This is a genomic window from Plantactinospora sp. CNZ320, assembly GCF_002846275.1.
Genome location: NZ_PJMP01000001.1, coordinates 4,557,839 through 4,582,990 on the forward strand (window position 1 = coordinate 4,557,839; position 25,152 = coordinate 4,582,990).

Genomic DNA, 25,152 nt, shown 5'->3' on the forward strand with positions numbered 1-25,152 from the left:
TCACACCTCCTTCTCGTCGTGTCCGGTACCGGCGTCGCCCGGTTCTCCGGCACCGGCGGGCTGTCCGGCCCCCACGTTGGCCGGCTCCCGCTCGGCGACCGTCCGTCTCATCCGGGGGCTCGGTGGCACCTGGAGATCCATCGGCGGCAGCGGGAAGCTGCCGGCGGGCCGACGGTTGACCTTCTCCTGGAGGCTGCGCTGCGGCGGCCGCTTCTTGCTCGGCCAGAGGAGCGTCACCAGCAGCACCACCAGCACCGCACCGGCGATCACCGAGTAGCGGGTGGAGTCGCTGAGGTCCTCCTTCTGGAGGGTGCGGATGCCGGCCAGGACCAGGATCCAGACCAGGTTGATCGGCAGCAGCACCTTCCAGCCCAGCCGCATGAACTGGTCGTAGCGGAGCCGGGGCAGCGTGCCGCGCAGCCAGATGAAGATGAAGACCAGACCGATGACCTTGCCCATGAACCAGAGCAGCGGCCACCAGCCGGAGTTCGCGCCCTCCCAGAGGGTGATCGGCCAGGGTGCCCGCCAACCGCCGAGGAAGAGCGTCGTGGTGACCGCCGACATCGTCACCATGGCGACGTACTCGCTGAGCATGAAGAGCGCGAACTTCAGCGAGCTGTACTCCGTCATGAAGCCGGCGACCAGCTCCGACTCCGCCTCGGGCAGGTCGAACGGCGCCCGGTTGGTCTCGCCGACGGTGGAGATGAAGAAGATGATGAAGCTCGGCAGCAGCAGGATGGCGTACCAGCCCGGTGCGGGCAGGTCGACCACGCCGAAGAGGTTGAGCCGGGTCCCGTCGGCCTGCGCGGCGACGATGCCACTCGTCGACATCGTGCCGGCGGTCATGAAGACCGCGACGATGCTCAGGCCCAGCGCCACCTCGTACGAGATCATCTGGGCGGTCGAGCGCAGCCCGCCGAGCAGCGGGTACGTCGAGCCGGAGGCCCAACCGCCGAGCACGATGCCGTAGACGCCCATCGAGGAGCAGGCCAGCAGCACCAGTACGGCCACCGAGACGTCGGTGACCTGGAGCGGGGTCCGCTCGCCGAAGATGCTCACCATCGGGCCGAACGGCACCACCGACAGAGCGGTCACCGCGCAGATCACCGAGATGGTCGGCGCGAAGAAGTAGACGACCTTGTCAGCCGCCTTCGGCAGGATGTCCTCCTTGAAGGCCATCTTGAGACCGTCGGCGAGGGTCTGGAGCAGGCCGAACGGGCCGATCTGGTTCAGGCCGGGCCGCTGGGCCATCCGGGCCACCACCCGGCGCTCGAACCAGACACCGAGCAGGGTCGCCAGGACCGCGAAGACGAACGCCGCCACGATCTTGATCAGAACCAGCCACCACGGATCCTTGCCGAAGTCCTGCAGCGTCGGATCCTGGGCCAGGTAGGTCAGGCCGCTCATCGCACACCTCCAGCGCTGTTCAGCAGCGGCCCCGGCACACCGGCGGCGTCGGCGGCGACCGGGGTGGCCGGGCCGGCGGAGAGCCGAACGACCGCACCGGAGGTGACGCCGAGGCTGCGCCGCACATTCGCGCCGGGCGAGTTGGTCGGCAGCCAGACCACGTCGTCCGGCAGGTCGGTGATCGCCGCCGGCAGGGTCAGCGCGCCCCGGTCGGTGCCGACCGTCACCGGGTCGCCCTCGGCCACCCCCAGCGCCTCGGCGGTGGCCTTGCCGAGCCGGACCACCGGCGGCCGGGCCGTGCCACCGAGCGCCGGGTCGCCCTCGGTCAGGGTGCCCGCGTCGACCAGCTGGGGCCAGGTTGCCAGGATCGCCTCGCCGGGGCCGGGCCGGACCGGCGCGGCCGGCTCGACTGCCGGTGCGGCGGTCCGGTTGGCCTTGGTCGCCGGCAGCCCGCCCAGCTCGCGGCGGATGCTGTTCACGTCGCCGGTGCCGAGCCGCACGTCGAGCTGGGCGGCGATCGCGTCCAGCACCCGGGCGTCGGACATCGCGACGGTCTCCAGCACCGCCTCGAAGGTGCGCAGCCGGCCCTCCCAGTCGAGGAAGCTGCCGGCCTTCTCCACCACCGGGGCGACCGGGAAGACCACGTCGGCGCGGCGGGTCACCGCGTTGTGCCGCAGCTCCAGGCTGACCAGGAAGGGCACCTTCTCCAGTGCCGCGTCGGCGAGCTTCGGGTCGGCCAGGTCGGCCGGGTCGACCCCGGAGACCACGAGCGCACCGAGCGAGCCGTCCGCGGCGGCGGCGATGATGCCGTCGGTGTCCCGACCCGGCTGGCTCGGGATGACCCCGGCGGCGAGTTCCCAGGCGCCGGCGAGTTCGGCCCGGCCGGCCGCGTCGGTCACCGGGCGTCCGCCGGGGAGCAGGTTCGGCAGGCAGCCGGCGTCCACCGCGCCGCGGTCCCCGGCTCGCCGGGGCACCCAGGCCAGCTTGGCACCGGTACGCTCAGCCAGCTCGGCGGCGGCGGAGAGCCCACCCGGCACCGTCGCCAGCCGCTCGCCGACCAGCAGCACCGCGCCGGGCTGGCGCAGCGCCTCGGCGATCGAGGCGTTCCCGGCCAGCAGCCCCGCCTCGTCGCCGGGGGCGGCGGTCAGCACCGTCGCGCCGATCTTGGCCAGTCCCCGGGTCACGAACGGTGCCAGCGCCAGCACCTTCAGGCCGCGCTTGTTGTAGGCCTTGCGCAGCCGCAGGAAGAGGATCGGGCACTCCTCCTCCGGCTCCAGCCCGGCGATCACCACAGCCGGCGCCCGCTCGACGTCGGCGTAGGTCACCTCGGTCGTCCCGGCGACCGTACTGGCCAGGAACTGGGCCTCCTCGGCGGAGAGCGGCCGGGCCCGGAAGTCGATGTCGTTGGTCTGCAACGCCACCCGGGCGAACTTGGCGTACGCGTACGCGTCCTCGACGGTGAGCCGGCCGCCGGTGAGTACCCCGACTCCGGAGCCACCGTCCCGGGCCGCGCGCAGCCCGTCGGCGGCGACCGCGAACGCCTCGCTCCAGGAGGCCTCGCGCAGTTCACCGCTACGGGCGTCCCGGACCATCGGGGTGGTGATCCGCTCGTTGGCGAAGGCGTACCGGAAGCCCCAGCGGCCCTTGTCGCAGTTCCACTCCTCGTTCACCGCCGGGTCGTCGCCGGCCAGCCGACGCATGACCTTGCCGCGCCGGTGGTCGGTGCGCTGGGCGCAACCGGCCGAGCAGTGCTCGCAGACGCTCGGGGTGGAGACCAGGTCGAACGGGCGGGCCCGGAACCGGTACTGCGCACCGGTCAGGGCGCCGACCGGGCAGATCTGCACCGTGTTCCCGGAGAAGTACGAGTTGAACGGGACGTCACCCTCGTCGCCCTCCTCGCCACCGTAGACCTCGTCCCGGTAGACGTTGATCTCCTCGGCGCTGGACCGGCCCATCAGGTCGATGAACTTGTCCCCGGCGATCTCCTCGGAGAACCGGGTGCAGCGCTGGCAGAGTACGCAGCGCTCCCGGTCCAGCAGCACCTGCGTGGAGATGTTGACCGGCTTCTCGTACTCCCGCTTGTGCTCGTGGAAGCGGGTGTCGGTACGCCCGGTGGACATCGCCTGGTTCTGTAGCGGGCACTCGCCGCCCTTGTCGCACATCGGGCAGTCGAGCGGGTGGTTGACCAGGAGCAGCTCCATGATCCCCTCCTGCGCCTTCTTGGCGACCGGAGAGGTGAGCTGGGTGCGTACCACCATGCCGTCGGCGACGGTCTGGGTGCAGGAGGCGACCGGCTTGCGCTGCCCCTCGACGTCGACCAGACACTGCCGGCAGGCGCCGGCCGGGGCGAGCAGCGGGTGGTCACAGAACCGGGGGATCTCGATGCCGAGCTGTTCGGCGACCCGGATCAGCAGCGCACCCTTCGGCGCCGTCACCTCGATGCCGTCGATGGTGAGCGTGACGGTCTCGGTCTGCTTCGCAACGTCCGTCATCAGAGCCGCCTTCCGTTCACGACTGCGGGGCTCGCAAGCTCACTCCTCGCGCTCACTGCGCGCCTTCCGTTCACGACTGCGGGGCTCGCAAGCTCACTCCTCGCGCTCACTGCGCGCCTTCCGTTCACGACTGCGGGGCTCGCAAGCTCACTCCTCGCGCTCACCATCAGTGCGCTCCTACCAGGGTCTTCTCCGACAGCTTGGGAGCCGTCCGGCCCTCGATGTAGTCGAGGTAGTCCTGCTTGAAGTACTGCAGCGAGGAGGTCACCGGGCTGGTCGCGCCGTCACCGAGGCCGCAGAACGAGCGGCCGAGGATGTTGTCGCAGGTGTCCAGCAGGGTGTCCAGGTCCTCGTGGGTGCCCTGCCCGGCCAGGATCCGCCGGTAGGTGCGGACCATCCAGTAGTTGCCCTCCCGGCACGGCGTGCACTTTCCGCACGACTCGTGGTGGTAGAACTCCAGCCACCGGTAGGTGGCGTAGACCGGGCAGTCCTGGTCGGAGAAGATCTGGGTCGCGGTGGTGCCGAGGATCGAGCCGGCCGCCGCCACCCCCTCGAAGTCCAGCGGTATGTCGAGGTGCTCGGCGGTGAGCAGCGGGGTCGACGACCCGCCCGGGGTCCAGAACCGCAGCTCGTGACCGGGCTGCATACCGCCGGCCAGCTCGATCAGCTCGCGCAGCGTGATGCCGAGCCCGGCCTCGTACTGCCCCGGGTTGTTGATCCGGCCGGAGAGGGAGTAGATCATCGGCCCGGAGGACTTCTCCGTACCCATGCTCTTCCACCAAGCGGCCCCGCCCAGCACGATGTACGGCACGCTGGCGATGGTGCCGACGTTGTTGACCACGGTCGGGCAGGCGTACAGGCCGTGGGTCGCCGGGAACGGCGGGCGCAGCCGGGGCTGGCCGCGGAACCCCTCCAGCGAGTCCAGCAGCGCCGTCTCCTCGCCGCAGATGTACGCCCCCGCCCCGCTGTGCACCACCAGGTCGAGGTCGAAGCCGGTACCGAGGATGTCCTTGCCGAGGTAGCCGGCCCGGTACGCCTCGTCGACCGCGTTGCGCAGCCGGCGGGCCGCGTGCACCGCCTCGCCCCGGATGTAGATGTAGGCGCGGTTGGCCCGGATCGCGTACGAGGCGATGATCACGCCTTCGACCAGCGAGTGCGGGTCGTGGGTCATCAGCGGCAGGTCCTTGCAGGTGCCCGGTTCGCCCTCGTCGGCGTTGACCACCAGGTAGTGCGGCTTGCCGTCGCCCTGCGGGATGAAGCCCCACTTGAGCCCGGTCGGGAAGCCCGCACCGCCCCGGCCGCGCAGACCGGAGTCCTTGACGAGTTGGATCAGGTCGTCCGGGTGGGCGGCGAGCGCCTTGCGCAGGGCCGCGTAACCGTCCAGCCGCTCGTAGACGTCGAGCCGCCAGGCGTCCGGCGACAGCCAGCGCTTGGTGAGTACCGGGGTCAGCTTCTCCAGCGTCTCCCGTCGAGGCGTCGTGCTCACTTGTCAGCCTCCTCTTCGCTCGCAGCCGCCCGCAGCGAGCGCTCCTGGGCGTCCGTACCGCCGTCGCCGGCCGGCTTGGCGTCGCTGGCCGGCTGGTTGGCGGCGGTGCCGGCCGCCTCCGCGGCCTTGGCGTCGCCCGGCCCGGCCGGTGCGCCGTCGACCGGCGGCGTCGTCCCCGGCGCGTCCGGGACAGCGGTCTTCGCGTCCGGGTTGCGGGTCTCGGCGGTACGGACCTGTGGGGACTTGTCGTCCGGCGCCTTCACGTCCGGCGCGGTGCTGCCGGTGGCGGCGGCCGGCCGGGTGGTGGCCGGAGCCGGCTTGTCACCGGTCTGGCTGCCCTTGATCGGGGTGTTCGGGTCGTAACCGGCGACCGAGATGCCGTGCTGCTGGGCCAACCGCAGCCCGGCCAGCGTCGGGTCACCGGCCACCCCGTCGGCGACCGCCTCGGCGCGCGGGTCGGCGAAGCCGGCCAGCTGCAGCGACATCTCCTTGAGGGTGCAGAGTCGGGCGCCCCGGCTGGGCTGCGGGCGATTGCCCGCGCGCAGCTCGTTGACGACCGCGACCGCGGAGTCCGGGTCGACCTGGTCGAAGAAGTCGTAGTTGACGGTCATCACCGGGCCGTAGTCGCAGGCCGCGAGGCACTCGGCGTGCTCCAGGGTGATCTTGCCGTCCGACGTGGTCTCGTCGTGCCCGACCCCGAGGTGCTCGGTGAGCGTGTCGTAGACCTGCTGCCCGCCGAGCACGTTGCACATCGTGTTGGTGCAGACGCTCACCAGCCAGTCACCGGTGGGCCGGCGCTTGTACATGGTGTAGAAGGTCGCCACTGCACCGACCTGTGCCTTGTTCAGTCCGAGGACGTCGGCGCAGAACTCCACGCCGGCCGGGGAGACGTACCCCTCCTCGGACTGCACCAGGTGCAGCAGCGGCAGCAGCGCCGAACGGGACCGGTCGGCCGGATAGCGGGCGACGATCTCCCGCGCCCGCTCGTCGAGCTTCGCGTGCAGGTCGGCGCTGCGCGCCCCGCTGCCGCCGTTGCGCTGCGCCGGTACCTCGCCTGGCCCGGTCACCAGACCGTCCAGTCGGGACGCCGCGTTGCCAAACTGAGACTGAGTCATTTAGCGATCACACCCACCCATCACCGGGTCCAGCGACGCGCCGCCCGCGATCACGTCCGCGATCAGGCCACCCTCGGCCATCGCCGGCAGCGCCTGGAGGTTGACGAAGCTGGGCTCGCGGTAGTGCACCCGGTACGGCCGGGTGCCCCCGTCGGAGACCGCGTGCACGCCCAGCTCGCCACGGGGCGACTCGATCCCGACGTAGACCTGGCCCGGTGGCACCCGGAAGCCCTCAGTGACCAGCTTGAAGTGGTGGATCAGCGACTCCATCGACTGACCCATGATCTTGGCGACGTGCTCCAGCGAGTTGCCCATCCCGTCGACGCCGATGGCGAGCTGCGCGGGCCAGGCGATCTTCTTGTCGGCCACCATGATCGGGCCGGGGCGGAGCCGGTCGAGAGCCTGCTCGATGATCTTGAGCGACTCCCGCATCTCGGCCATCCGGACCAGGTACCGGCCCCAGACGTCACCACTCTCGGTGGTCGGCACGTCGAACTCGTAGTCCTCGTAGCCGCAGTACGGCATCGTCTTGCGCAGGTCCCAGGCCAGCCCGGCCGAGCGGAGCACCGGGCCGGTGACGCCGAGCGCCACGCAGCCGGTCACGTCGAGCACGCCGACGTCCTTGGTCCGCTCCTGCCAGATCGGCTGGCCGGAGAGGAGGTCCTCGTATTCCTTCAGCCGCTTCGGCAGCAGCTCCATGAACTCGCGGATCTTGACGATCGCCTCGTCCGGCACGTCCTGGGCGACCCCGCCCGGCCGGACGTACGCGTGGTTCATCCGCAGGCCGGTGATCAGCTCGAAGATCTCCAGGACGTACTCGCGCTCACGGAAGCCGTAGAGCATCACGTTGACCGCGCCCAGCTCCATCGCCGTGGTGGCGACCCAGACCAGGTGCGAGGAGATCCGGTTCAGCTCCATCATCAGCACCCGGATGGTGTTGGCCCGCTCGGTCACCTCGTCGGTGATGCCGAGCAGCTTCTCCACCGCCAGGCTGTACGCCGTCTCGTTGAACAGCGGCGAGAGGTAGTCCATCCGGGTGACGAACGTGGTGCCCTGCACCCAGTTGCGGTACTCCAGGTTCTTCTCGATCCCGGTGTGCAGGTAGCCGACCACCGCCCGGGCCTCCCGGACGGTCTCGCCCTCCAGCTCCAGGATCAGCCGGAGCACGCCGTGCGTCGACGGGTGCTGCGGACCCATGTTGACGATGATCCGCTCGTCGTTGATCGGGTCGTGCCCGCTGACCACCTGGTCCCAGTCGCCACCGGTGACGGTGAAGACCCGGCCCTCGGTGGTCTCCCGGGACTCGGCGTAGCTCGGGTTCGTCGAGGTGCTCATTGGTACGTCCTCCGCTGGTCGGGCGGTGGGATCACGGCGCCCTTGTACTCGACCGGCACGCCGCCGAGCGGGTAGTCCTTGCGCTGCGGGTGGCCCTCCCAGTCGTCCGGCATCAGGATCCGGGTCATGCCGGGGTGACCGTCGAAGACGACGCCGAACATGTCGTACGTCTCCCGCTCCTGCCAGTCCGCCGTGGGGTAGACCGAGGTGACGCTCGGCACCCTCGGCTCCTCGGCGGTCACCGCGACCTCCAGCCGCAACTGCCGGCGGTAGGTCATCGAGGTGAGCTGGTAGACGACGTGCAGCCGGCGCTGGTCGGAGCCGAGGTAGTCGACCCCGGAGACCGAGGAGCAGAGCTCGAAGCGAAGCGCCAGATCGTCCCGGAGCACCTGGCAGACCTCGGCGATCCGCTCCGGGCGGATGTGCAGGGTCAGCTCGCCCCGGTCGACCACGACCTTCTCGACCGCGTCGGCGAAGCCCGGGTACGCCTCCTCCAGCGCGTCGGCAACCTCGTCGAAGTAGCCGCCGTACGGCCGGGGGCTGCTGACCACGGCGACCCGCTGCCGGACCAGCCCGCCGAAGCCGGAGGTGTCGCCGCTGCCGTGGATGCCGAACATGCCGCGTCCGGCCGCCGTGGCCGGCGGGAACTCGGCAGGCGCCCCGCTGGTCGCCCCGATCGGCGGCCGGGCCACCGGCACGCCACCGCCCGGCTGCTCACTGGTCTTGTTGGGCTCGCTCATCGACCAGACCCCCCGACCAGGTGGTTCTGTGCCTTCATCCAGTTCTCGATCCGGAGCTGCTCCTCGCGCCCCTCGGCGACCGCCCGGGTCCACTCGGCCCGCCGCGCCTTGTCGTTGCGGTAGGACGAGGGCATCGAACCGGGCGCCACCAGCGGTACGGCACCGCGTGCCTGGCGCGCCTCGAGCATCTTGCGGCCGTTCGGGCCGAGCGGCTCGTGGCCGATCTTCTCGCGCAGCTTGAGGATCGCGTCGATAAGCATCTCCGGGCGCGGCGGGCAGCCCGGCAGGTACATGTCGACGGGTACGACGTGGTCGACGCCCTGCACGATCGCGTAGTTGTTGAACATCCCGCCACTGCTGGCGCAGACGCCCATCGAGATCACCCAGCGGGGCTCGGCCATCTGGTCGTAGATCTGGCGCAGCACCGGGGCCATCTTCTGGCTGACCCGGCCGGCCACGATCATCAGGTCCGCCTGTCGCGGCGAGGCGCGGAACACCTCCATGCCCCACCGACCGAGGTCGTAGTGGGAGCCACCGGCCGCCATCATCTCGATCGCGCAGCAGGCCAGGCCGAAGGTGGCGCCCCAGAACGACGACTTCCGGGACCAGTTGACCAGCTTCTCGACCGAGGTGAGCAGGATCCCGGACGGGAGCTTCTCCTCGATACCCATCTGACGACCTCCCTCAGTCCCAGTCCAGGCCGCCACGCCGCCAGACATAGGCGTACGCGACGAAGACCGCGACGATGAACAGCACCATCTCCACGAAGCCGAAGAGCCCGAGCATGTCGAAGCTGACCGCCCACGGGTACAGGAAGATGATCTCGATGTCGAAGACGATGAACAGCATCGCCGTCAGGTAGAACTTGATCGGGAGCCGACCGCCGCCGACCGGCTGCGGGCTCGGCTCGATGCCACACTCGTACGCCTCGAGCTTGGCTTTGTTGTAGCGCCGGGGGCCGGCGAAGCGCGCCGCGGCGACGGAGAACAGCGCGAACCCCGCGGCGAGGGCGAACAGCCCGATGATGGGTACGTACGGCGAGAGCGACATCGTTTTCCCCTGCTCGTCCTTCCCTGCCCTCGGTCAATTTCCAAATTCACACTATTCACAGTCCTCCGGGCGACGCTGCCCGGGGTGCCACTGGCGTCCCCTGCCGGGGCCGGCGACGGTTCACACGGCCGGAGCCACCTTCGTCATCGCGTTGATCACCCGGTCCATCGCGTCCCCGCCGCGCGGATCGGTGAGGTTCGCCAGCAGCTTGAGCACGAACCGCATCAGGGTCGGATGCGGCATGCCGTGCTTGGTGGCGATCCGCATCACATGCGGATTGCCGATCATCTTCACGAAGATGTTGCCGAGCCGGTAATAACCGCCGTACCGGGCCTTCAGTTCGGCCGGGTAGCCGGCGAGCGCGCGCTCCCGCTCGGGACCCGCCGGGCGGGCCAGCGCCTGCACCACGATCTCGGCGGCGAGTTCACCGGACTCCATCGCGTACGCGATGCCCTCGCCGTTGAACGGGTTGACCATGCCGCCGGAGTCGCCGACGAGCAGGACTCCCCTGGTGTAATGCGGCACCCGGTTGAAGCCCATCGGCAGGGCGGCGCCGAGGATCGGACCGTCCGCGTTGGCCTCGTCGGTCATGCCCCAGTCGGCCGGGGTGCCGGCGAGCCAGTCGACGAGCAGCCGGCGGTAGTTGGTCTTGCCGAACGCCGCCGACGAGTTCAGCGCACCGAGCCCGACGTTGACCCGACCGTCCCCCATGCCGAAGATCCAGCCGTACCCGGGCAGCAGCTTGTCGGGGTGCTCCTTGCTGCGCAGCTCCAGCCACGACTCCAGGTAGTTGTCGTCGTGCTTGGCCGGCGAGCGGTAGTAGCGGCGGACCGCGACGCCGATCGGCCGGTCCTCCCGCTTGTTGAGGCCGAGCGCGAGCGGGAGCCGCCCGGAGACGCCGTCGGCGGCGATCACCAGCGGGGCGGAGAAGCTGACCGGCTCCTTGTCCGGGCCGCTCTCGGCGGTGACTCCGGTCACCCGGCCGTCCGTGCCGAGCACCGGGCCGGTCACGTTCATTCCGGTACGCAGTTCCGCGCCGGCCTCGACGGCACGCTTGGCCAGCAGGTCGTCGAAGTCGAGCCGGGTCCGGACCAGACCGTAGTTGGGGAAGCTGGCCAGCTCGGGCCAGTCGAGTTCGAGCCGTACGCCGCCGCCGATGACCCGCAGTCCCCGGTTGTGCAGCCAGCCCGCCTCCGGCGAGGTGTCGATGCCGAGCTTGACGAGCTGCTTGACGGCCCGGGGGGTGAGCCCGTCACCGCAGACCTTCTCCCGGGGGAACTCGGTCTTCTCCAACAGCAGCACGCGTACGCCGTGTCGAGCCAGGTGATAGGCGGTCGTCGATCCACCTGGACCGGCGCCGACGACGATGACATCCGCGTCGTTGTCGACGGTGGTCATTGGCGCCTCCCCTCCCGATCGCTCGTGAAATGCTTCACAAGCCTCGTCAGGGAGGGAGTCTAAGACCGCGAAGTGGCCGGCAACTGGTTAGGTGAACCTAAGTTGCCGAGGTAGGCGTGTTGGCTACCTGCTCGGGGCCCATTCCGGCCCGGTTGGCGGGGCGGGCGGGACTGATGGGGTAGGCGAGCCTGTCGAGGCCGCCCCGGCTGTGCACCCAGCTCGACACTCTGCCCGGCTCAGGTGCGGTCCTCGCCGCTGCGCTGCGCCGGACGGCGTTCGATCGGGCCCGGGGTCAGCGGCCCCGGTTCGGCCGGGTGCGGGTCGCCGGGGTGGGGCCCCACCGGATGCGGGTCGGTGGGGTGCGGCTCGGCCGGCTGCGGCTCCCCCGGGCCCGGAGCCGGCGGGTGCGGATCGGCCGGGCCGGGCCGACCCGGCTGGGCTGGCCCCGGCTGTGGCTGCGCCGGGTGCGGCTCCGGCGGGTTCGGCTCGACCGGGTGCGGTTCGACCGGATAACCGTCGGCCGCTGGACTCCCATCCACGGCCGGATAACCCTCCACGGCCGGATAACCGTCGGCGGCCGGACGCCCGCCGCCCGGTGCGGCACCGTTACCGGAGAGTCGACCGGTGGGGTGCCCGCCGTTCTCCGGCGCGGGCTCGATCGGGTAATCGCCGGTCGGCACCGGGTCGTCGTCCGGGGCACGCTCGTGTTCGTACGGCAACTGCTCTCGCAGGGTGCCGCCGCTGACCCGGTCGAGCGCGGCCAGTACCTCGGCGACCACCGTCCGTACCGCGACCGGGTCGGGACCGGCCAGCTCCCGGATCTGCGCGATCAACTCGGCCGCCTCGGCCTCCGGGTCGGCGGGTCCGGCCTCCGGGTCGGAAGCCGCGGCCTCCGGACCGCCACGACCCGACGCCGGCTCGGCCGCCGCGGCGTCGTCCGCCCCGTGCCGTGCCCCCGGCGGGCCCGCGCCCCCCGGCGTCTCCTCGGCCGGCTGCCCGTCGCCGTCTCCCTGCCGGTCTGCCCCCGCCATGGGCGCAGCCTACGGCCTGGAAAGCCGCTTCGAGCATCAAAACCGACTAAAGAACCATGAAACCGATGATCAGGAACGTACCGCTCGGTGCAGCGCGACGATGCCGCCGGTCAGGTTCCGCCAGCCGACCCGGTGCCATCCGGACCGGCCGATCTGCCCGGCCAGCCCGGCCTGGTCCGGCCAGGCCCGGATCGACTCGGCCAGGTAGACGTACGCGTCCGGGTTGCTCGCCACCGCCCGGGCCACCGCCGGCAGCGACCGCATCAGGTAGGAGAGGTAGACCGTCCGGAAGACCGGATTGGTCGGGGTGCTGAACTCGCAGACCACCAGCCGGCCACCGGGCCGGGTGACCCGGGCCATCTCCCGGAGCGCCGCCTCGGTGTCGACGACGTTGCGCAGCGCCAGCGAGATGGTGACCGCGTCGAACGTCTGGTCCGGAAAGGGCAGCCGGAGTGCGTCGCCGGCCAGCAGCGGCACCTCGGGCCGGCTCCGTCGACCGGCCCGGAGCATCCCGATGGAGAGATCCAACCCCACCGCGTACGCCCCGGAGGTCGCCAACTCGGCGGTGGAGACCCCGGTGCCGGCGCCCACGTCCAGCACCCGGTCACCGGGGCGCAGTTCGAGGGCGGCCAGGGTGGCCCGGCGCCAACGCCGATCCTGGCCGAACGAGATCACTGTGTTGGTCAGGTCATACCGGGAGGCGACTTCGTCGAACATCGCCGCCACCTCGTGCGGCTGCTTGTCCAGGCTGGCCCGGCGTCCGGACGGGGTACGGCTCACGCCGGAACAGTCTGCCAGCCACCGGCCCGGCCCCTCGGTCCGGGGCGGAACACACCGCGGGCGAGGTGGTCTCCCACCCCGCCCGCGATGCCGTGCGTTATGTGAACGGCCCTGCTGGACCGATAGAGGACGACCCCGGTACGCCGCGTCCCGACCCCGGAGGCCGGTCCGTCCACGACGGTCAGCGGGTGCGTGTGCCGGCACGTTATCGGTTCGACCGGCCCGGTCGCGCTCCCCTTGATCCAACCGTTATGACCGCCGCGAGAGGACTGGTATCCGAGAATGTCCTGGTCACGGGCCATTTATCCGACGTACTCGACGCTCTGCCGCCGGATCGGAGCCAAGGACCGACCCCTCGCCCAGCCGGCGGTGGCCGAATGGACGAGGGTGGTTCAGCGGGCCTGCACGAGCGGCAGACTGCGGCCCGCGCCGCCGCCGGGCAGCGCGATCGAGGAGAAGTGCGACACCACCCGGTCGTCGGTCGGGTCGTCGGCCGGGGTGTGGTGCACCGCCAGGTGCCGGTAGAGGGTGTCCCGCTGCGCGGGTATCCGGCCGGCGGAGCGGATCATCCAGATCAGCTCGTGCAGGTTGGAGCGGTGCCGGGCACCCGCCGAGGAGATGACGTTCTCCTCCAGCATGATCGAGCCGAGGTCGTCCACCCCCATGTGCAGGGCGAGCTGACCGGCGTCCTTGCCGGTGGTCAGCCAGGACGCCTGGAGGTGCGGCACGGTGTCGAAGAAGAGCCGGGCCACCGCGACCAGCCGCAGGTACTCCAGGGTGGTCGCCTGGGTACGCCCCTTGAGGTGGTTGTTCTCCGGCTGGTACGTCCACGGGATGAAGGACCGGAAGCCCCGGGTACGGTCCTGCACGTCCCGGATCATCCGCATGTGCTCGATCCGCTCGGCGTTGGTCTCGCCGGTGCCCATCATCATGGTGGCGGTCGACTCGATGCCCTGCCGGTGTGCGAGTTCCATCACCTCCAGCCACCGCGCCCCGGACTCCTTCAGCGGGGCGATCGCCCGGCGCGGCCGCTCGGGCAGCATCTCGGCGCCGGCACCGGCGATCGAGTCCAGCCCGGCCGCCTTGATCCGGCTGATCGCCTCGTCCAGGCTGACCTTGGAGACCTTCGCCATGTGCAGGATCTCGCTCGGCCCGATGGAGTGGATGGCGAGCTGCGGGTACGCCCGCTTGACCGAGGAGAAGAGCTCCTCGTAGTACTCCACCCCGTAGTCGGGGTGGTGGCCGCCCTGGAGCATCACCTGGGTCGCACCCAGCTCGACCGCCTCGGCGCAGCGGCGCAGGATCTCCTCGGTCGGGTGCGTCCAGCCCTCCCGGTGCTTCGGCGCCCGATAGAAGGCGCAGAACTTGCAGGCGGTCACGCAGACGTTGGTGTAGTTGATGTTGCGGTCGATCAGGTACGTGACGATGTTGTCCGGATAGCGCCGCCGCCGTACCGCGTCGGCCGCCTCACCCAGCGGGTGCAGCGGCGCGTCGGTGTAGAGCAGCAGCGCCTCCTCGGGCGTGATCCGCCCGCCGTCCGCGCCACGTTGCAGGATGCTGTCGATTTCCCGGCTCGCCGTCACATCCCGAGGGTACGCCGCCCGACTTGCGCGCCCCAGGCACGCTCGCAGATGTGAGCACCGACAAACCCTGGCTGCGGCTGCGGCGGCGGCTCGCGGCAGTCGTACCGCACCGGGGCAGGCACCGGGTCGACCCCGTACGGGACCGAGCCGAGGCGCTCCGGGCGCGCGGGGCGGAACTGGTCGAGGCGGGCAGCTACCCGGAGGCGGTCGACGCCTTCCAGGAGGCTGTCGACGTCTACCTGGGGTCGGGCCGCTGGATCCGGTACCGGAACGAGATCGTCTGGACGCAGTACCCGCTCGCGGTGGCGCTCGGCGGCGCCGGCAGGTACGACGAGGCGCTGTCGGCGGCGGCCGGACCGCTACGGATCCTGCGTCGGCTGAACCGCAGGCCGGGGGCACCCACCCGACCCTGGTACGCGGAACTGCTCCGCCTGGTGGCGCACTGGCAGGACCGGACCGGCCGGACCGCCGACGCCCGCGCCACCTACGAGGAGGCGTCCGCCCTCGCCGGGGAAGCCGCCACGTCCAGGGAGTAGTGACCCGGACCGGGTACGGCCGTTCAGGTGGTGCAGCTGCCGTTGTCGGGGTTGACGCACTTGGCGCGGCTCCAGAGCGTCTCGAAGTTGTCGTGGAAGTCGTTCCAGACGGTCGGGTGCTCGATCTTCACCAGGGTCTCGTCGTGGTCGGTGAGCGCCGGGTCGGTGACGTTGTGTGAGCCGGTGAAGACGACGCTGCGCCCGGCGACCCCGGCGAAGGTGCCCCGGATGATGATGTTCTTCGAGTGCACGGTCACCACCCGGCCGTCGTAGTTGCTGGCCTCGGCGTCGTGGTACTTCTTCAGCGAGACGTTCGGCTGCCCGTTCAGGGTGGCGTACGCGGTGCTGCCCATCGAGCCGTAGACGACCCGTACCTTGCAGCCCATCCGGCCGATCCGGCGCAGTTGGCTGGCGACCTGCGGGCGGGCGTCGGTGAACTGGGCGTGCGCCACGTCCACCGCGCAGCCGCTCTCGAAGGCACTCACCTCGGCCAGCCGGTTCGCCAGGGTGTCGCTGTCGGCCCGGGGCGAGTGGTAGACGGTGACGGCGGTGTTCGGCGACTTGTAGTAGCCGTTGGCGGCGTTGAAGTAGTCGTTGTTCTTCCGCTGCGCCCGCATGTCGTTGAAGTACGCGGTGAAGTGGTCGTACAGGTCGTAGTCCTCGTGCACCACAAGTGCGGTGTTGAAGAGGTTGTTCTGGCTGAAGGTGAGGTTCTGCGAGCTGACGAAGACGACCCGCTTCATGGTGCCGCTGGTGGAGAACGTGAAGACCTTGTTGTGGTTGATCGAGTTGCTCTTGTTGCCGATGCACGCGGTGGAGCCGGCCACCGTCGACGAGGTCTTGCCGCAGATCACCAGGTCGTCGAGGTTGGCCGAGGTGAGCACCGCCATCGCGGCGTTGTCGGCGCCGGTGTTGACCCCGCCGCCGGTCTCGTCCAGCACGATCCGGACGATCACGCCCCGGGCCGCCGCCCGCTTCAGCGCCTCGGCCACCACCGGGGAACTCCAGCTGTACATCAGGCCCCGGATGTAGCCGCCGGCCGGTGCGCCGTCGGCCAGCCGGACCAGCTCGTCCTCGATGGTCCGGTCCCGGGTGCCGTCCTCGGCCGGGACGTTGAACCGGGTGTACGCCGGGAAGGGGTCGACGGCGGTGACCGCACCGTCTCCGGCGTCGGCCGGGGTGGCGTCACCAGCCACGGCGGGCGGGGTGGCGTCACCGGCCACGGCGGGCGGGGTGGGCAGCGCGGTGGCGAGCAGGCCGACCGCCGCGAGCGAGGCGAGTCCGGCCCGGGCACGACGCGTGCGGAGCATCCTCATGGATACCTTGCTAGTGCACATCCTTCAATGGAGCAACAGCCATCGAAGAATTTCTTCAACCGCCTGGCCGGCCGGGACCCGCCACTCCCGAGGTGGGCGCGGAGCCGGGGCAGCTCGACAGGCTGCGCCGCGATGCCTACCCGGCTCCGCCGGCCGCGACGATGTCAGTTGTACATGGTGAGGTAGTAGTACCCCTGCGGCTCACCGGTGCGCCACTCGTAGACGCAGCTGTAGTAACGCCAGGCGCCACCCGCGACCAGGCTCTCCCCGAAGTAGCGACACGCCTCGAGGGTGTAGTAGGAACCGAAGGGGTACGGGGAGGGATTGTCGGCCACCGCCCGATGGTCGACCGACACAGCCGCCTGGGCCGGCGCACCGGCCCCGAGCAGCAACGCGGCGCCGGTGAGGGCGAGGGCGGCGACAGTCCGAACTCGACGCATGGATTCTCCTCAGAATCGGCGCCACCACCCGTCCACCGGTGGCGCTGCCGACTCTCAAGATAGAGATCGATCTATCTCTTGCCAGCCGCGCGCGGCAAGGTTTCCGTCATCCGCGCAACGCGTCGAACCCACCGATGGCGATCCATGTCCGCCTGCATCAAGACGGACCCGGGACAACCCGCCTCAGCCGTCGTAGTCGACCTCCAGCGTGTCGGTGACCGGGCTGGCCTGGCAGGTCAGCACGTACCCGGCGGCCACCTCGTCCGGCTCCAGCGCGTAGTTGCGGGCCATCGACACCTCACCGGCGACCACCCTCGCCCGGCAGGTCGAGCAGACCCCGCCCTTGCAGGCGTACGGCAGCTCGCTCCGCACCCGCAGGGCGGCGTCGAGTACCCGCTCGTCGCGCCCCATCCGGAAACTCGACGTCCGGCCGTCCAGCCGGATCGTCACCTCGGTGCCGGCGTCGGACCCCGTCCCGGCGGGGCGTACCGGTGGCGCGGGCGGAGCGTCCACATGGAACAGTTCGGCGTGTACGGCGCGCTCCGGCACCCCCCGCTCGGCCAGCACCCGCCGCGCGTCGAGCACCATCCCGTACGGGCCGCAGAGGAACCACTCGTCGATCCGCTCGGCCGGCACGATGGTGTCGAGCAGCCGGCCGAGCCGCTCGGCGTCGACCCGGCCGGAGAGCAACGGCGACTCGCCCGGCTCCCGGGACAGCACGTGCACCAGGTGCAGCCGCTGCGGGTAGCGGTCCTTCAGGTCGGCCAACTCCTCCACGAACATGACGGTTCGGCCGTACCTGTTGCCGTACACCAGGGTGAAGGTGCTGGCCGGCTCGACGGCGAGCGCGGTGGCGACCAGCGACAGCACCGGTGTGATGCCCGATCCGGCGACCACCCCGGCGTAGTGCCGGGCCCGGTCCGGCGCGAACGCCGTGCCGAACGTCCCGAGCGGCGGCAGCACCTCGACCGTGTCGCCGGCCCGCAGCGCCGAGACCGCGAAACTGGAGAAGGCGCCGCCCGGCACCTCCCGTACCCCGATCCGGAGCTGTCCGGTCGCGGCCAGCTCGGCCGGGGTCGAGCAGATCGAGTACGACCGCCGCACCTCGGCCCCGTCCGGCAGCAGCCGCCGTACCGTGAGGTGCTGTCCGGCCCTGAAGGCGAAGGTCTCCCGCAACGCGGCCGGTACCTCGAAGGTGACCGCTACCGCGTCCTCGGTGAGCCGGTCGACCTCCCGGACCGGCAGCGGGTGGAAGACCGGCCGGCGCCGGACCGGCCGGTTGATGGTTACGCTCAAAACGCCCTCAGATGGTCGAAGGGTTCCCGACAGGCCCGGCACCGCCACAGCGACTTGCAGGCGGTGGAGCCGAACCGGCTGACCTGTTCGGTGTCGCCGGCACCGCAGTGCGGGCACCGCACGCTCAACGTAAGGAAGGGCCCCCGCATAGCGCTTTCGGTGGTAGAAGGGCCCCCGCCTAACGCCTCAGGCGGGGCGATCCCGGCGGCGGCGAGTTTGGCCCGGCCGGCCTCGGAGATCCAGTCGGTGGTCCAGGCCGGCGCGAGGACGGTGACGACCTCCGCGTCCGGATACCCGGCCGCGGCCAGCGCGGCCCGGATGTCGGCCCGGATCACGTCCATCGCCGGGCAGCCGGTGTAGGTGGGGGTGATGGTCACGGTGACCCGGCCGGTCGCCGGGTCCTCGGTCACCTCCCGCAGGATCCCGAGGTCCTCGATGGTCAGCACCCGCAGCTCGGGGTCGACCACCGCCGCCGCGGCCCGGCGCGCCGCCGTGGACCCGCTCACCATCGGGCTCCCGGGTGCGCCCGGTGCAGCACCTGCATCTCGGCCAGCAGATAGGAGAGGTGCTCGGTGTGCAGCCCGGACCGGCCGCCGGTCGGCCCCCAGCCGTCCGCCGGGCGCTCCAGCGTGGCCGCCTCCAGCACCGGCTCGACGTTGCCCAGGAAGGCCGCGCGCAGCCCGGCCGGGTCGACCGGCGCCGCCGGGTCGGCCACGAACAGTTCACCGGTGTACGGCCACAGCTCCTCCACCGCCGCCCGCATCCGCCGGTGCGACTCCTCGGTGCCGTCACCGAGGCGTACCGTCCATGCGCTGGCGTGGTCGAGGTGGTAGGCCACCTCCTTGCGGGCCTTGCCGGCGATCGCGGCGAGCCGTTCGTCGGCGCACCCGCTCAACGCGGTGTAGAGCGGAAGCTGGTACGCCGACAGGAAGAGCAGCTTCGCCATGGTCATCGCGAAGTCGCCGTTCGGCAGCTCGACCAGCAGGCAGTTGCGGTACTCCCGATCGGTGCGCAGGTACGCCAGCGCGTCCTCGTCCCGGCCGGCCCCCTCCAGCTCCCCGGCGTAGCTCAGCAGCAGCCGGGCGGCGCCGAGCTGGTCCAGGGCGATGTTGGCCAGCGCGACGTCCTCCTCCAGCTCCGGTGCGGCGGTGACCCACTCGCCGAGCCGCTGGGCGGCGACCAGGGCGTCGTCGCCGAGGCCGAGCAGGTACTCCACTGTGGTGGATGCGGGTGCGCCGGTGGGGTTCACAGGTGCGCCGCCCCGTCGGGTACCGGATAGAACGTCGGGTGCCGGTAGACCTTGTCGGCCGAGGGCTCGAAGAACGCGTCCTTCTCGTCCGGGCTGGAGGCGGTGATCGCCTGTGCCGGCACTACCCAGATCGAGACGCCCTCCTGCCGGCGGGTGTAGAGGTCCCGGGCGTTGCGCAGCGCCAGCTCGGCGTCGGGGGCGTGCAGGCTGCCGACGTGGGTGTGCGACAGGCCGCGCCGGGCCCGGACGAAGACCTCCCAGAGCGGCCAGTTGGCCCGGCCCTGGCTCGGGGCGGTCACGCCGGCACCACCGTACACTCGGCGGCCCGCTTGGCCGCGTACGCCTGCGCTGCCTCGCGTACCCAGGCCCCGTCGGCGTCCGCCCGGCGGCGGTGTGCGATCCGTTGCCTGTTGCACGGCCCGTCGCCGGAGATCACCCGCATCAGCTCGGCGTAGTCGGGCTGGGTGTAGTCGTGCGCCTGCCGGTCCTCGTTCCACCGCAGGTCGGGGTCGGGCAGGGTGAGGCCGAGCACACCTGCCTGCTGCACGCACATGTCGACGAAGCGCTGCCGCAGCTCGTCGTTGGAGAACCGCTTGATCTTCCAGGCCATCGACTGCTGGGAGTGCGTCGAGTCACCGTCCGGCGGGCCGAACATCGCCAGCGACGGGTACCACCACCTGTCGACCGCGTCCTGGGCCATCGCGTGCTGCTCGGAGGTGCCGTTCGCCAGGGTGTGCAGGATCTCGTAGCCCTGCCGCTGGTGGAAGGACTCCTCCTTGCAGATCCTGATCATGGCTCGGGCGTACGGCCCGTACGAGCAGCGGCACAGCGGCACCTGGTTGACGATCGCCGCGCCGTCCACCAGCCAGCCGATGGCGCCGACGTCGGCCCAGGTCAGGGTCGGGTAGTTGAAGATCGAGCTGTACTTCTGCCGGCCGGCGAGCAGCAGCTCGACCAGTTCGTCCCGGCTCACCCCGAGGGTCTCGGCGGCGGCGTAGAGGTAGAGCCCGTGCCCGGCCTCGTCCTGCACCTTGGCGAGCAGGATCGCCTTGCGCTTGAGCGAGGGGGCGCGGCTGATCCAGTTCCCCTCCGGCTGCATACCGATGATCTCGGAGTGGGCGTGCTGGGCGATCTGCCGGATCAGCGTCTTCCGGTACGCCTCCGGCATCCAGTCCCGGGGTTCGATCTTCTGGTCCGCGCCGATCAGCGCGGTGAAGTAGTCCTGCGGGTCGGTGTCGGCGGCGGGGTCGGTGCCGGGACGGCCACGGTCGGCGGCTGCCCGCAGCGCCGCCTCCGCCGCCTCGACCTGACCGAGCAGGCCGTCGGCGGGTCCGTCATCCGGGACCGGGAAGTCATGTCCGTACACGTTGCAAGTGTTACAGCCCAACCGGTCGGTAACCAAGACGTGTAATAGAACTGCCGCCCAGACCCGGCGCCGAGCTGGCCGGGCACCAGGCGCGAAATGTCCGCACTCATTACTGAATGAGGCTGGTCACAGTCACCCAGATATTCAGCATCTATCCGCCTATATCCGATCATTTTGGGGCGACACCAGAGAACTCCCGGGGCTTCACCATCTGGCGGATTGGACCCGGCCACGTAAACTTTCCCCGTTCCCGTACTGCCGCTTCCCCCGGCAGCGCGGACGCGGAGCAGACCGCCGGTGTGGGGCTGGCGGAGGCGCCGCCGACCCACAGCACACCGCACAGCGCCCTGGATACAGCGGCCCCCCGGCCTTCACTCTTGGAGCCCCATCCTCATGCGTCCCCGCGTGGCCCTGGTGCTCGCCATCACGACAGCCGTGCTTGGCGGCCTGTTGCTCGTGCCCGCCGCATACGCCCGGCTGGTCGATTCCGACGGAGGCACCTCCTCCGCCGAGGAGGCGCCGGTCGGGATCGAACCCGCCGCACCGCCGCCACCGACCCTGGCCGCCGCGCCGGTCACGGTGAAGGGGGTGGACGGGTTCCTCGGCTGGGCACTGCTCGACCGGGAGAGCGGAAAGATCTCCGGCTCCAAGAACATGGCCTCGACCAACTCGACCGAGTCGATGATCAAGGTCTGGATCGTCTCCGACTATCTCCGCAGGCTCGGGGACAGGAAGCCCTCCTCGGCGTACCTCAAGATGGCGAGCACGGCGATCCGGGACAGCAACGACGACTCCACCAACGCCATCTACAAGGCTGCCGGCGGCGCGAGCACCCTGGACCGCTTGATCAAGATGTGCGAACTCACCGATACCGCCAAGGAGATTCCTCCCGGCGAGAAGAGCATTTGGTGGAGTTATACCAGTATGTCCCCTCGGGACGCGGTCCGGATGGGAGAGTGCGTCAAGGACGGCACCGCAGCCGGACCGAAGTGGACCGAGTGGGTGCTGGACGAGATGAGCAAGGTTCGCGGTACGACCGCCGCCAAGGATCAGCAGGCTCGGCAGGGCGGTGGCCGCTGGGGCATCATCGACGGCCTGCCGAAGGGGATCCTCGCGCAGGGGCCGGTCAGCATCAAAAACGGCTGGACCCTGATCAACGCTGACGGGAAGTGGCACCTGAACTGCCTCGCCATCAACGACGACTGGGTGCTCTCCGTGATGACCCGCTACTCCGGCTCGAAGGGGCTCGACTTCGGCGCCGACGTCTGCGCCAGCGTCGCCAGTCAACTGGTCACCGACCAGCCGGGTGCCGTACTCAGGGTGCCGCAGCCACTCACCGTGAAGAAGTCCTGATGAACTCCGAGCGACGTGCCGCCGAGCGACGGGCCCGGTCCAACCGGTCCACCATGCTGCGGCTGACCCTGATCTCCGTCGTACTGCTGGCGCTGGTGCTCGTCGGGCTCCGACTGATGCCGGGCTCCCCGTTCGCGAGTACCGCCGCCGCCAAGTGGGGCGAACCGTCCGGTCCGGCCCGCCCGTCCGCCACCGCCCCGGGCCGGCCGGCCACGCCCACCCCGACGCCGAGCCCCGAGTTGCCGCCGCTGCCGGTCGCGCCGGCCAGGGTGAAGCTCGACAAGGACGGCTGGTGGAACTGGGCGCTGATGGACACCCGGACCGGCAAGATCTCCGGTTCAGCCAACATGGACGAGACCAACCCGACCGCCTCGATGATCAAGGCGTGGATCGGTGCCGACTACCTGCGTCGCGCCGACGAGAAGGGCGACACCCCGAGCGACACCCGGATGAACCAGGTCTCGATCATGATCCGGGACAGCGACAACAACGCCGCGCAGACCCTCTACGAGGTCAACGGCGGCACGGCGTCGATCAAGCGCCTGATCAGCATCTGCGACCTGACCGACAGCAGCCCCGCCGCCGACGGCGGTTGGAGCCGCACCGCGCTCTCGGCCCGGGACACCGCCCGGATGGGCGCCTGCATCGCCGACGGCCGGGCCGCCGGGCCGAAGTGGACCGAGTGGCTGCTCGACGAGATGCGCGCCGTACGCGGGGTCGGCAACTTCGGCATCCGCAAGGCGTTCCCGGCCGCCGAGCAGAAGACCATCGCGGTCAAGAACGGCTGGGTCGACCGGCAACGTGAGCAGAGGTACACGGTGAACTGCCTGGCCATCGGCGACGGTTGGACGATGGCGGTGGAGACCCGGTACGCGCTCGACCTCGGTTACACGTACGGGGCGAAGATCTGCGAGGACGTGGCCCGACAGCTTCGAGCCGCCGCCGACGCCACCTGAGCCGCCACCCGGAGCGGGCCGGGTGCCACCCGGCCCGCCCGGTTCGTTCGTCAGGCGGAGAAGAAGACCGGCCCGCCCGCCGGCAGCGGCGGTACGCCGGCCAGCTCGACGGCCCGCCGGGCGAACTCCCGAAGCCCCGCCACCTGGCGCTCGCCGAGCGAGAAGTCGAGCGTCCGGAAGTACGTCGCCAGGGTCGCCGCGTCGAACGGCTCCCACCGGGCCGCCGCCTCGGCGACCTCGTCGAGTTCGGCCAGGCAGAGGTCGCGGGAGCGCAGGAACGCCTGGTGCACGTCCTTGACCTGCCCAGGGTGGCTGGCCGCGAAGTCCCGGCGTACCGCCCAGACGGCGAAGACCATCGGCAGCCCGGTCCAGTCCCGCCAGGCCTGACCCAGGTCGGTCACGGCGAGCCCACGTCCGGGCGCCTCGTAGAGGGCGCGCAGCGCGACGTCACCGATCAGCACCCCTGCCTCGGCCTCCAGCAGCATGGTGGTCAGATCGGGCGGGCAGCTGAAGTACTCGGGGTGCACGCCGTACTTCTGCGCGAGCAGCATTTGGGCGAGCAGCACACCGGTACGGGAGGTGGAGCCGAGGGCGACCTTGGCGTCGTCCAGCTCGGCCAGCGGGCGGGTGGAGACGATGTTGACCGAGAGCACCGGGCCGTCGCTGCCGACCGCGAGATCCGGCAGCAGCAGCAGTTCGTCGACGTGCTTGAGGTACTCCACCAGGGTGATCGGCCCGATGTCGAGGTCACCGGCGACCAGGGCGGCGCTGAGCCGCTCCGGCGAGTCCTTGTGCAGCTCGACGTCGATCAGGGCACCGGAGCGCATCAGCCCCCAGTAGATCGGCAGACAGTTGAGGAACTGGATATGGCCTACCCGGGGTCGCCGTAGCTCGGTCATGATCCGACGGTAACCGCCGGCTCGACCGGCTGCTCGGCCGACCGGGACGGAAGTGGCCCAGGACGCATCGCCGCCCGTTCCCGTCGGGCGGCCCGCACCACCACCGGGGTCACCGCGGCGACCACGGCCAGCCCGGCCACACCGGTCACCGCGACCAGCGGCCGGGGCGGGAAGCCGGCGAGCAGGAGCCCGCCGGCCAGGTACCCGAACATCCCAGCACCCTGGATCGCGGCGCCCTGGGCGGCGAAGGCCCGGCCGCGCGCCGCCGGCGGCACCCGGTTGGCCAGCACGAGATTGCTGAAGACGTTCAACCCGCCGTTGGCGGCGCCGCCGACCAGCCAGAGCGGGACCAGCCAGCCGGCGGCCGGCACGGTGGCACCGAGCGCGACGAGCAGGCAGGCCGCGCCGAGCATCCCGAGCACCCACTGGACCAGGGCGCCGTCGTCCCGGGCCCGCCGGGCGGTGCCGGCCAGCAGCCAGGCGCCGACCAGCATGCCGGCGGTCCAGGCCGCGCTGACCAGGCCGAACATCGTGGTCGAGGAGTGCAGGGTCTCGCGTACGTAGAAGACCTCGATCACGTTGACCGCGCCCACCCCGGCGACCGTACCGGCGATCGCGGCCACCATCGTCCAGAGCAGCGGGTCGCGGCGCAGCCGCCAGGCGGGAGCCACCGGTGCCGGGGTCACCCCGCCGGTCACCCCCGTCGCCCGTCGACCGCCCCGGCGGGTACGCAGCAGCAGGCCGGCGGCGATCAGTGCGAGATAGCTGCCGGCGTCGAGCAGCAGCGGTACCCGGGCACCGAACTGCCCGACCAGCAGCCCGGCCAGGGCCGGCGCGAGGAGCATGCCGACCGAGCCGGCGGTCTGGTTGATCGCGCTGGCTCGGGGCAGGTCGGCCCGACGCACCATCTCGGGGAGCAGGGCGGCCAGGGTCGGCTGGGTCACCGCCAGCCCGCAGGCGAGCAGCGCGGCGAGCAGCAGGATCACGGCGGTGCTCTCGGTCAGGGCGAGCGCGACGCAGACCAGCGCCTGGCCGGCACCCGCCCAGACCAGCAGGGTGCGGCTGTCCACCCGGTCGGCCAGTCGACCGGTCAGCGGGGCGAGCAGCACCAGCGGCAGGGTGGCGGCCAGCAGCACCCCGGAAACCGCCAGCCCACCCGCCCCGGCGGTTTGCAGGGCGAGCGCCAGGGCGGTCGCGGCGAGGAAGTCACCGCAGGTCGAGACGGCTCGGGCACCGGCGGCCAGGTAGACGTCCCGCCAGCGCGAGACCGTCGGGTCGACGGGTACGGCGGCGCCGGCAGTTGTGAAAGACATACTTCGAAAGT

The 25,152-nt window shown here is 71.0% G+C and carries 24 protein-coding genes; 3 read left to right on the forward strand and 21 right to left on the reverse strand.

Annotation, left to right across the window (positions count from 1 at the left end; genetic code table 11):
- The 12 genes from nuoH to mqnC all read right to left on the reverse strand — a co-directional run bounded on the left by nuoH (position 1) and on the right by mqnC (position 14,417).
- The gene (gene nuoH / locus CLT71_RS20255; protein ID WP_101371630.1) at positions 1–1,398 is read right to left on the reverse strand and encodes an NADH-quinone oxidoreductase subunit NuoH; all 1,398 of its coding nucleotides are present in this window, start codon (positions 1,396–1,398) and stop codon (positions 1–3) included.
- Positions 1,399–1,403: 5 nt separating this feature from the next.
- Positions 1,404–3,899 (reverse strand): NADH-quinone oxidoreductase subunit G, encoded by a 2,496-nt coding sequence (locus CLT71_RS20260; RefSeq protein ID WP_101368482.1) that lies wholly within the window; start codon positions 3,897–3,899, stop codon positions 1,404–1,406.
- A 166-nt stretch (positions 3,900–4,065) separates the two neighbouring features.
- The gene (gene nuoF / locus CLT71_RS20265; RefSeq protein ID WP_101368483.1) at positions 4,066–5,385 is read right to left on the reverse strand and encodes an NADH-quinone oxidoreductase subunit NuoF; all 1,320 of its coding nucleotides are present in this window, start codon (positions 5,383–5,385) and stop codon (positions 4,066–4,068) included.
- Positions 5,382–6,500, reverse strand: a complete 1,119-nt coding sequence (nuoE, locus tag CLT71_RS20270; RefSeq protein WP_101368484.1) for an NADH-quinone oxidoreductase subunit NuoE — start codon at positions 6,498–6,500, stop codon at positions 5,382–5,384. Before nuoE ends, nuoF begins: the two co-directional genes overlap by 4 nt.
- Complete coding sequence (locus tag CLT71_RS20275) at positions 6,501–7,835, reverse strand: NADH-quinone oxidoreductase subunit D (protein WP_101368485.1); 1,335 nt, start codon at positions 7,833–7,835, stop codon at positions 6,501–6,503.
- Entirely contained in the window at positions 7,832–8,575 is a 744-nt protein-coding gene (locus CLT71_RS20280) for an NADH-quinone oxidoreductase subunit C (RefSeq protein WP_101368486.1), read from the reverse strand. The genes CLT71_RS20275 and CLT71_RS20280 overlap by 4 nt, the downstream gene beginning before the upstream one ends.
- Positions 8,572–9,246, reverse strand: a complete 675-nt coding sequence (locus CLT71_RS20285) for a NuoB/complex I 20 kDa subunit family protein (protein WP_101368487.1) — start codon at positions 9,244–9,246, stop codon at positions 8,572–8,574. The genes CLT71_RS20280 and CLT71_RS20285 overlap by 4 nt, the downstream gene beginning before the upstream one ends.
- Positions 9,247–9,259: 13 nt before the next feature.
- A complete protein-coding gene (locus CLT71_RS20290; RefSeq protein ID WP_101368488.1) occupies positions 9,260–9,625 on the reverse strand; it encodes an NADH-quinone oxidoreductase subunit A in 366 nt (121 codons plus the stop codon).
- A 120-nt stretch (positions 9,626–9,745) separates the two neighbouring features.
- Positions 9,746–11,023 carry a geranylgeranyl reductase family protein gene (locus CLT71_RS20295; protein WP_101368489.1) on the reverse strand — a complete coding sequence of 426 codons (1,278 nt, stop codon included), beginning with the start codon at positions 11,021–11,023 and terminating at the stop codon, positions 9,746–9,748.
- 236 nt (positions 11,024–11,259) lie between these two features.
- On the reverse strand, positions 11,260–12,054 hold the full coding sequence (locus CLT71_RS20300; RefSeq protein WP_101368490.1) for a hypothetical protein: 795 nt from the start codon (positions 12,052–12,054) through the stop codon (positions 11,260–11,262).
- A gap of 69 nt (positions 12,055–12,123) precedes the next feature.
- Positions 12,124–12,834, reverse strand: a complete 711-nt coding sequence (locus CLT71_RS20305; protein WP_101368491.1) for a demethylmenaquinone methyltransferase — start codon at positions 12,832–12,834, stop codon at positions 12,124–12,126.
- 392 nt (positions 12,835–13,226) lie between these two features.
- The gene (gene mqnC / locus CLT71_RS20310) at positions 13,227–14,417 is read right to left on the reverse strand and encodes a cyclic dehypoxanthinyl futalosine synthase (RefSeq protein WP_101368492.1); all 1,191 of its coding nucleotides are present in this window, start codon (positions 14,415–14,417) and stop codon (positions 13,227–13,229) included.
- 50 nt (positions 14,418–14,467) lie between these two features.
- Between mqnC and CLT71_RS20315 the strand changes: the two genes are divergently transcribed.
- Positions 14,468–14,953 carry a hypothetical protein gene (locus CLT71_RS20315; protein WP_101368493.1) on the forward strand — a complete coding sequence of 162 codons (486 nt, stop codon included), beginning with the start codon at positions 14,468–14,470 and terminating at the stop codon, positions 14,951–14,953.
- Between the two features lie 23 nt (positions 14,954–14,976).
- Here the strand turns inward: CLT71_RS20315 and CLT71_RS20320 are convergent, their stop codons facing one another.
- The 7 genes from CLT71_RS20320 to paaA all read right to left on the reverse strand — a co-directional run bounded on the left by CLT71_RS20320 (position 14,977) and on the right by paaA (position 20,620).
- Positions 14,977–16,269: a phospholipase D-like domain-containing protein gene (locus CLT71_RS20320; protein WP_158242270.1), complete on the reverse strand. Its 1,293-nt coding sequence runs from the start codon at positions 16,267–16,269 to the stop codon at positions 14,977–14,979.
- A 164-nt stretch (positions 16,270–16,433) separates the two neighbouring features.
- A complete protein-coding gene (locus CLT71_RS20325) occupies positions 16,434–16,709 on the reverse strand; it encodes a hypothetical protein (protein ID WP_101368495.1) in 276 nt (91 codons plus the stop codon).
- A 183-nt stretch (positions 16,710–16,892) separates the two neighbouring features.
- Positions 16,893–18,005: a 1,2-phenylacetyl-CoA epoxidase subunit PaaE gene (paaE, locus tag CLT71_RS20330; RefSeq protein ID WP_101368496.1), complete on the reverse strand. Its 1,113-nt coding sequence runs from the start codon at positions 18,003–18,005 to the stop codon at positions 16,893–16,895.
- Positions 18,002–18,511, reverse strand: a complete 510-nt coding sequence (gene paaD, locus CLT71_RS20335; RefSeq protein ID WP_486483366.1) for a 1,2-phenylacetyl-CoA epoxidase subunit PaaD — start codon at positions 18,509–18,511, stop codon at positions 18,002–18,004. Before paaD ends, paaE begins: the two co-directional genes overlap by 4 nt.
- Positions 18,508–19,254 carry a 1,2-phenylacetyl-CoA epoxidase subunit PaaC gene (gene paaC / locus CLT71_RS20340; RefSeq protein ID WP_101368498.1) on the reverse strand — a complete coding sequence of 249 codons (747 nt, stop codon included), beginning with the start codon at positions 19,252–19,254 and terminating at the stop codon, positions 18,508–18,510. Before paaC ends, paaD begins: the two co-directional genes overlap by 4 nt.
- A complete protein-coding gene (gene paaB, locus CLT71_RS20345) occupies positions 19,251–19,553 on the reverse strand; it encodes a 1,2-phenylacetyl-CoA epoxidase subunit PaaB (protein ID WP_199187665.1) in 303 nt (100 codons plus the stop codon). The genes paaC and paaB overlap by 4 nt, the downstream gene beginning before the upstream one ends.
- Entirely contained in the window at positions 19,550–20,620 is a 1,071-nt protein-coding gene (gene paaA / locus CLT71_RS20350; protein WP_101368500.1) for a 1,2-phenylacetyl-CoA epoxidase subunit PaaA, read from the reverse strand. The genes paaB and paaA overlap by 4 nt, the downstream gene beginning before the upstream one ends.
- Before the next feature lie 393 nt (positions 20,621–21,013).
- Here paaA and CLT71_RS20355 point away from each other — a divergent pair, with 393 nt between their 5' ends.
- Together CLT71_RS20355 and CLT71_RS20360 are read left to right on the forward strand one after the other, a co-directional pair.
- A complete protein-coding gene (locus CLT71_RS20355; protein WP_101368501.1) occupies positions 21,014–21,973 on the forward strand; it encodes a hypothetical protein in 960 nt (319 codons plus the stop codon).
- Complete coding sequence (locus CLT71_RS20360; protein WP_101368502.1) at positions 21,973–22,929, forward strand: serine hydrolase; 957 nt, start codon at positions 21,973–21,975, stop codon at positions 22,927–22,929. Before CLT71_RS20355 ends, CLT71_RS20360 begins: the two co-directional genes overlap by 1 nt.
- Before the next feature lie 50 nt (positions 22,930–22,979).
- On the opposite strand, the gene CLT71_RS20365 is transcribed toward CLT71_RS20360, so the two are convergent.
- Both CLT71_RS20365 and CLT71_RS20370 read right to left on the reverse strand, forming a co-directional pair.
- Positions 22,980–23,828, reverse strand: a complete 849-nt coding sequence (locus CLT71_RS20365; RefSeq protein ID WP_101368503.1) for a menaquinone biosynthesis protein — start codon at positions 23,826–23,828, stop codon at positions 22,980–22,982.
- On the reverse strand, positions 23,825–25,141 hold the full coding sequence (locus tag CLT71_RS20370; protein WP_101368504.1) for an MFS transporter: 1,317 nt from the start codon (positions 25,139–25,141) through the stop codon (positions 23,825–23,827). Before CLT71_RS20370 ends, CLT71_RS20365 begins: the two co-directional genes overlap by 4 nt.
- Between the last annotated feature and the right edge of the window lie 11 nt (positions 25,142–25,152).